5 protein-coding genes are annotated in these 5,696 nt (G+C 71.7%); 3 read left to right on the plus strand and 2 right to left on the minus strand.

Annotated elements, in window-relative coordinates; genetic code table 11:
• The first annotated feature begins 469 nt into the window (after positions 1 to 469).
• From ACI2L3_RS38355 to ACI2L3_RS38365, 3 genes are read left to right on the plus strand one after another with little or no spacing between them, the layout of a single operon-like run.
• On the plus strand, positions 470 to 1,717 hold the full coding sequence (locus ACI2L3_RS38355) for a PLP-dependent aminotransferase family protein (RefSeq protein ID WP_404757093.1): 1,248 nt from the start codon (positions 470 to 472) through the stop codon (positions 1,715 to 1,717).
• Positions 1,718 to 1,745: 28 nt separating this feature from the next.
• A complete protein-coding gene (gene hppD, locus ACI2L3_RS38360; RefSeq protein WP_404757094.1) occupies positions 1,746 to 2,843 on the plus strand; it encodes a 4-hydroxyphenylpyruvate dioxygenase in 1,098 nt (365 codons plus the stop codon).
• Complete coding sequence (locus ACI2L3_RS38365) at positions 2,840 to 3,949, plus strand: alpha-hydroxy acid oxidase (protein WP_404757095.1); 1,110 nt, start codon at positions 2,840 to 2,842, stop codon at positions 3,947 to 3,949. The genes hppD and ACI2L3_RS38365 overlap by 4 nt, the downstream gene beginning before the upstream one ends.
• Before the next feature lie 83 nt (positions 3,950 to 4,032).
• Here ACI2L3_RS38365 and ACI2L3_RS38370 read toward each other — a convergent pair whose 3' ends face one another.
• Together ACI2L3_RS38370 and ACI2L3_RS38375 are read right to left on the minus strand one after the other, a co-directional pair.
• Entirely contained in the window at positions 4,033 to 5,382 is a 1,350-nt protein-coding gene (locus ACI2L3_RS38370; protein WP_404757096.1) for a hypothetical protein, read from the minus strand.
• 57 nt (positions 5,383 to 5,439) lie between these two features.
• Positions 5,440 to 5,673, minus strand: coding sequence for an MbtH family protein (locus tag ACI2L3_RS38375; protein WP_404757097.1), 234 nt, complete (start codon positions 5,671 to 5,673; stop codon positions 5,440 to 5,442).
• Positions 5,674 to 5,696: the final 23 nt, after the last annotated feature.

Below are 5,696 nucleotides of genomic sequence, written 5' to 3' on the forward strand. Positions count from 1 at the left end.
TGTCCGTCTTATTGCGGGCAGTTGGGTGGGGGAGGTGGCGGCGGCCGCCGTTGGGCGGGGTGGTTTCGGGTTCAAGTGGTGCGCGGCAAAGGGCGCGTGGGTTTCGGGCGGGCGCGGGTGCCCCGGGCGCCGGGCGGGTTGACGGTCAATCAGGGCGCGTGATTCAATCGATCTTGATTCGATCAAAAATCGAGCGAGCTGTGCCCGGCACCCTTAGGTGTGCCGCATGCTGTGTTTCGTGGGGACCCGTCAACGGGGGCCGGGTTCCCATTCTGTGCGTGACAGACGCGTGACAAGCGCGTGATGAGCCGATAGCCCCGTTCCGTTTCCGAAGGGGGAATTCGGCCCGGTCGCCGGTCGTGCCGAGTGTCAGCCTATGCGTGCAGCAAGTGATAAGGGTGCGGGGCGTGGTGCCGGGATCGAGGGCGGATCTCTGCACGGGTCTCTCGAATCGCCCGTGATCGAGTCCATGAACTTCCTCAACGAGATCTCCCACCGTTTCCCGGAGGCCCTCTCCATGGCCGCCGGACGGCCGTACGAGGGGTTCTTCGACACCGAGGACGTACACCGTCACCTCCGGGTCTTCGAGGACCACCTGCGGTCGGAGTACGGCGGGGACGAGGCCCGGGTGCGTCGCACGATGCTGCAGTACGGGCGGACCAAGGGGATCATCCACGACCTGGTCGCGAAGAACCTCGCCGTCGACGAGGACATCCACGTCGACCCGGAGAGCGTGGTCGTCACCGTCGGCTGCCAGGAGGCGCTCTTCCTCACGCTGCGCGCGCTGCGCCGCAGCGACAAGGACGTGCTGCTCGCCCCGATGCCCTGCTACGTGGGCGCGACCGGCGCCGCAGAGTTGACGGACATGCGGGTGCTGCCCGTCCGGGAGAACCCCGACGGCATCGACCTCGACGACCTGGTGCGGGTCGTCGAGGAGGCCAGGGCGGCCGGGCTGCGGCCGCGCGCCTGCTACGTGGTGGCGGACTTCGCCAATCCGTCGGGCGCCACCCTCGGGGCCGTCGCCCGCGAGGCGCTGATCCGGCTCGCCGAGGAGCACGACTTCCTCATCCTGGAGGACAACCCCTACGGGTTGTTCCACGCGCCGGACAGCGCGCCGCTGCCCACGCTGAAGTCGCTCGACGGCGACCGGCGCCGCGTCGTCTACCTCGGGTCGTTCGCCAAGACCGGACTGCCGGGCGCCCGCGTCGGGTACGTGGTCGCGGACCAGCGGGTGCGCAGGGACGACGGTCGCGAGGACGGCGTACTGCTCGCCGATGAGCTCGCGAAGATCAAGAGCATGCTCACGGTGAATACGTCACCGGTCGCCCAGGCCGTCATCGGCGGCAAGCTCGTGGCCAACGGCTACAGCCTGCGCGCGGCCAATGCCCGGGAGGCCGAGCTCTACCAGGGCAACCTGCGGCACGTGCTCGATGAACTGGCCCGTAATTTCCCCGAAGGTACGCAGCCCCGCGTGACCTGGAACACGCCGGCCGGTGGATTCTTCGTCGTCCTCACCGTTCCGTTTCCCGTCGACGACGCGCTCCTCGAACACTCCGGCCGCCACCACAAGGTCCTGTGGACGCCGATGCACCACTTCTACGGCGACGGAAATCCGCGACCTCAAATCCGGCTTTCCTTCAGCTATCTGTCACCGGAAGAAATCACGGTCGGAATCGACCGGCTCGCGCTGTTCATTCGCGAGCAGTGCGACCTCTGAGCTCTCCAGCATATTGATAAGGAATGTCATGAGTCCCTTGGGCGATCTGCGCGTCGATCACGTCGGTTTCGCGGTCGGTGATCTCGCCGAGGCAACGAGCTTCTTCGTGAACAACTACGGCCTGGATGTGTACGCGCGGGCCACGGACGACACCGTCGGCATGGCCGCCGTCGGCCGCGAGGGCATACGCCTGCTGCTCACCGACGCGCGCGGCTCCGACCACCCGGCATCCGCCTACGTACAGCGGCACGGTGACGGTGTGTCGGACATCGCGCTGAGCACCGCCGACGCCGCGGCCGCCTACGCCGAAGCCGTACGGCGCGGGGCCCGCCCGGTGGCCGAGCCGCGCGAGCGCGACGGCGTCGTCACCGCGACCATCGGCGCGTTCGGCGACGTGACGCACACCTTCGTGCAGCGCGCCGGAGCCGGGGAGCAGGGTGCGGACCGTTCGCTGCCGGGTCTGACCCCCATGGCCGGGGGAGAGGCGGAGGCCGGGACCGGAGCGGGGGCCGGCGTCGGGCTGCACACCATCGACCACTTCGCCGTCTGCCTCGAAGCCGGTCAACTGGACGACACCGTCGCGTACTACGAGTCCGCCCTCGACTTCGAGATGGTCTTCACCGAGCGCATCGTCGTCGGCGGCCAGGCCATGGACTCCAAGGTCGTGCAGAGCCGCTCCGGCGCGGTGACGCTCACCCTGATCGAGCCGGACACCTCCCGGGAGCCCGGCCAGATCGACAAGTTCATCAAGGAGCACGGGGGCGGCGGCGTGCAGCACATCGCCTTCGCCACCGACGACATCGTCCGCGACGTGAGCCTCCTCGGCGCCAACGGGCTGCGCTTCCTCAGCACGCCCGGCACGTACTACGAGCAGGTGCCCGAGCGGCTCGACCTGCGGCGTCACTCCGTCGAGGCGCTGCGCGAGCTGAACATCCTGGTCGACGAGGACCAGGACGGCCAGCTCCTGCAGATCTTCACCAAGTCGGTCCACCCGCGCGGCACGCTCTTCTTCGAGGTCATCGAGCGGCTCGGCGCACGCACCTTCGGCAGCGGCAACATCAAGGCCCTGTACAGCGCCGTCGAGCTGGAGATGGAGCGGGCGCGGCAGGAGGACGCGGGCGCATGACCGTGCCCGCGCACGAAGTGGACCGCGGGGCCGCCGCGTTGACCGTCGCCGAGGTGGCGCGGCTCGCCGCCGGCCGGCTGCCCGCCGACATACGGGACTTCGTCGACGGCGGCAGCGGCGACGAGTCCACCCAGGCCGCCAACCGGGCCGCCCTCGACGCGGTCCGCCCCGTGCCGAGGGTGCTCGGCGGCACGGGCGAGGCCGACACGTCCGGCACGCTGCTGCGCAGTGCGGCCGCGCTGCCGCTGGCCGTGGCCCCGATGGCGTACCAGCGGCTGCTGCACCCGGACGGCGAGCTCGCCGCGGCACGCGCCGCGCGCGACGCCGGGACCCCGTACATCATCAGCACGCTGAGCAGCCATCCGATCGAGGAGATCGCCGCGGCCGGCGGGGTCTGCTGGTTCCAGCTGTACTGGATGCGCGACCGGGGCGTGGTCCTGGACCTGGTCCGGCGCGCGGAGGCGGCCGGGTGCGAGGCGCTGGTCGTCACCGTCGACGTGCCGCACATGGGCCGCAGGCTGCGCGACGTGCGCAACGGGTTCACGCTGCCGGCGGACGTACGGGCCGCCAACCTCGGCCCGTCGCCCGGGACGGCCGCGCACACCCGGCAGTCCGGGGCCTCCGCCGTCGCCACCCACACCGCGCTCGCCTTCGACCCGGCGATCGGCTGGGACGACCTGGCGTGGCTGCGCGAACGGACCACGCTGCCGCTGGTGCTCAAGGGCATCCTCGATCCGCGGGACGCCGTGCGTGCCGTCGGTGCCGGTGCGCAGGGCGTCATCGTCTCCAACCACGGCGGCCGCCAGTTCGCGGCCGCGCCGCCCAGCGTCACGGCGCTGACGCCGGTGCTCGACGCGGTCGGCGGGCGCTGCGCGGTCCTGCTCGACAGCGGGGTGCGGACCGGCGCCGACATCCTGCGCGCCCTCGCGCTCGGGGCCGACGGCGCGCTGTGCGGGCGGCCCGTGCTGTGGGGGCTCGCCGTGGACGGCGAGGACGGCGTACGGCACGTACTGCGGCTACTGCACGCCGAGTTGAGGGAGGCCCTGCTCCTGTCGGGCTGCCCCGACCTCGCGGCGGCGCGCGACCTCGACGTCGTACGGCTCTGAGGCGGCGCACTAGGGTACGAATACGGGAAGGGGGCGGCCGGATTCAGTTCCGGCCGCCCCCTTTCCCGTACTCCTAACGGTGGTTACACAGCCGCCAGCTGCGGGAACAGCGCGACGTCCGCCGCCGCCCGCAGATAGTCGGCGCCCGTGGTGCCGCCCGTGCCCGGCACCCGGCCGATGATCTTCATCGTGACGCCCCAGTGGGTGCGCTTCATGCCCCGCCAGGCCGCGTCCAGGGCGCGCATGGCCTCTTCGAGGCGCCGCGCGTCCGCCGTCGGCCAGCCGCCCGCGCGGGCCAGGAACTCCTCCTGCAACGTGCTGTCGAGGGTGAACAGCGGCCCCTTCTCCGGGGAGTGCGCCTCACCGGCCCGCTTCGCGCTCGCCGTCTCGACCAGCTGGTAGGGCCGGGACTGGATGGCGCTCGCGCCGTGCGTGTGGTCGCGTATCACCGCGAACGACTCCGGCGGCATCGTGGTCAGGACCCGGTACAGCGGGGACGTCGCACCCGTGAGGCGGGTCGTGGCCGTCTCCAGGTACGCGGCCGCGTCGGCGGGCCGGTCCGTGCGCACCGCCTCGACGGCGAACGTCAGCTGCCTCGCCACCCGCGCGAAGAGCCGCTCGAACAGCTGGATGGAGCGGATGAACATCCGCTCGTCGTGGACCGTCGTGACCGGCAGCAGCGCGATCTCCACGGCCCGCAGCAGCGCGGGCGGCGCCTCGGCGCGCAGCGCGGCGACGGCCTCGCGCGCGGCCGGCGCCGCCGCGTCGGGCCCGCTGTCGCCGAGCGCGGCCCGCACGGCGTCGAGCGGCGCGGGGTCGGCGAGGGCCATCGGCGCGTACTCGGGCAGCCGGACGAGGGCCCGCAGGACCGCGGTGGTCCGGGTCCGCTGCCGGTCGCTGTCCCCGGCCGCGGCGAGCGCGTCGGTCTCGCACACGACGAGGTCGGCGAGGAGCACCGCCGTCAGCAGGTCGTCGGCGTGCTCCGTCGCCCGCGGGCTGCCGTCCGATCCCCACTCGGCGACGCGCAGGACGTCGTTGCCCGCGTACGAGACGTAGTTCATCGGCCGGTCGGTGAAGGTCAGCGGCAGCCAGGTGTCGAACAGCCAGTTGTCCGGCGACGACCAGGGCCGGGCGCGGCCCGCGCACTCGATGCCGAGCCTCGTGCCGCGCAGCAGGGCGACCAGCTCGGGCGCGGCCGCGGCCTTGCCCACCTGCTGGTAGTAGCCGACGACGTGCTCGTACGGGAAACCGCCGAAGTCCTGCCGGCCCTCCCCGAGCACCTGGTGGGACCAGGCGGTCACCGCGTCGACCGCTGTCCGCAGCGCTTGTGCGCGGCTCGCCCGGGTGCCGAGGCCCAGGGCCGTGCCGCCGACGCCGATCTGCCCGTCCTCGCGGTGGTCGGCGGATCCCCCCACCGGCGTCTTCTCCGTCATGTTCACGCTCTCACCAATTCACCAGTCACTTGTGTCACCAGGTCCCCGTCGCCCGTGTCACGCGTCGGCGCGGTCCGTATCCGCGCTCATGGCGTCGATCAGGCTCTTGGGGCGCATGTCGGTCCAGTTGTGCTCGATGTGGTCCAGGCACGCCTGCCGCGTGTCCTCGCCGAAGACGCGGTCCCAGCCGGCGGGCACCTCGACGAAGGACGGCCAGAGCGAGTGCTGGCCCTCCGCGTTGACCAGGACCAGGTACGTGTCGTTCTCGTCCTCGAAGGGGTTCGTGGCCATGTCGTTCTCCTAATTGCTGAGCG

The organism is Streptomyces sp. NPDC029674, from assembly GCF_044903205.1.
Taxonomy (GTDB): domain Bacteria; phylum Actinomycetota; class Actinomycetes; order Streptomycetales; family Streptomycetaceae; genus Streptomyces.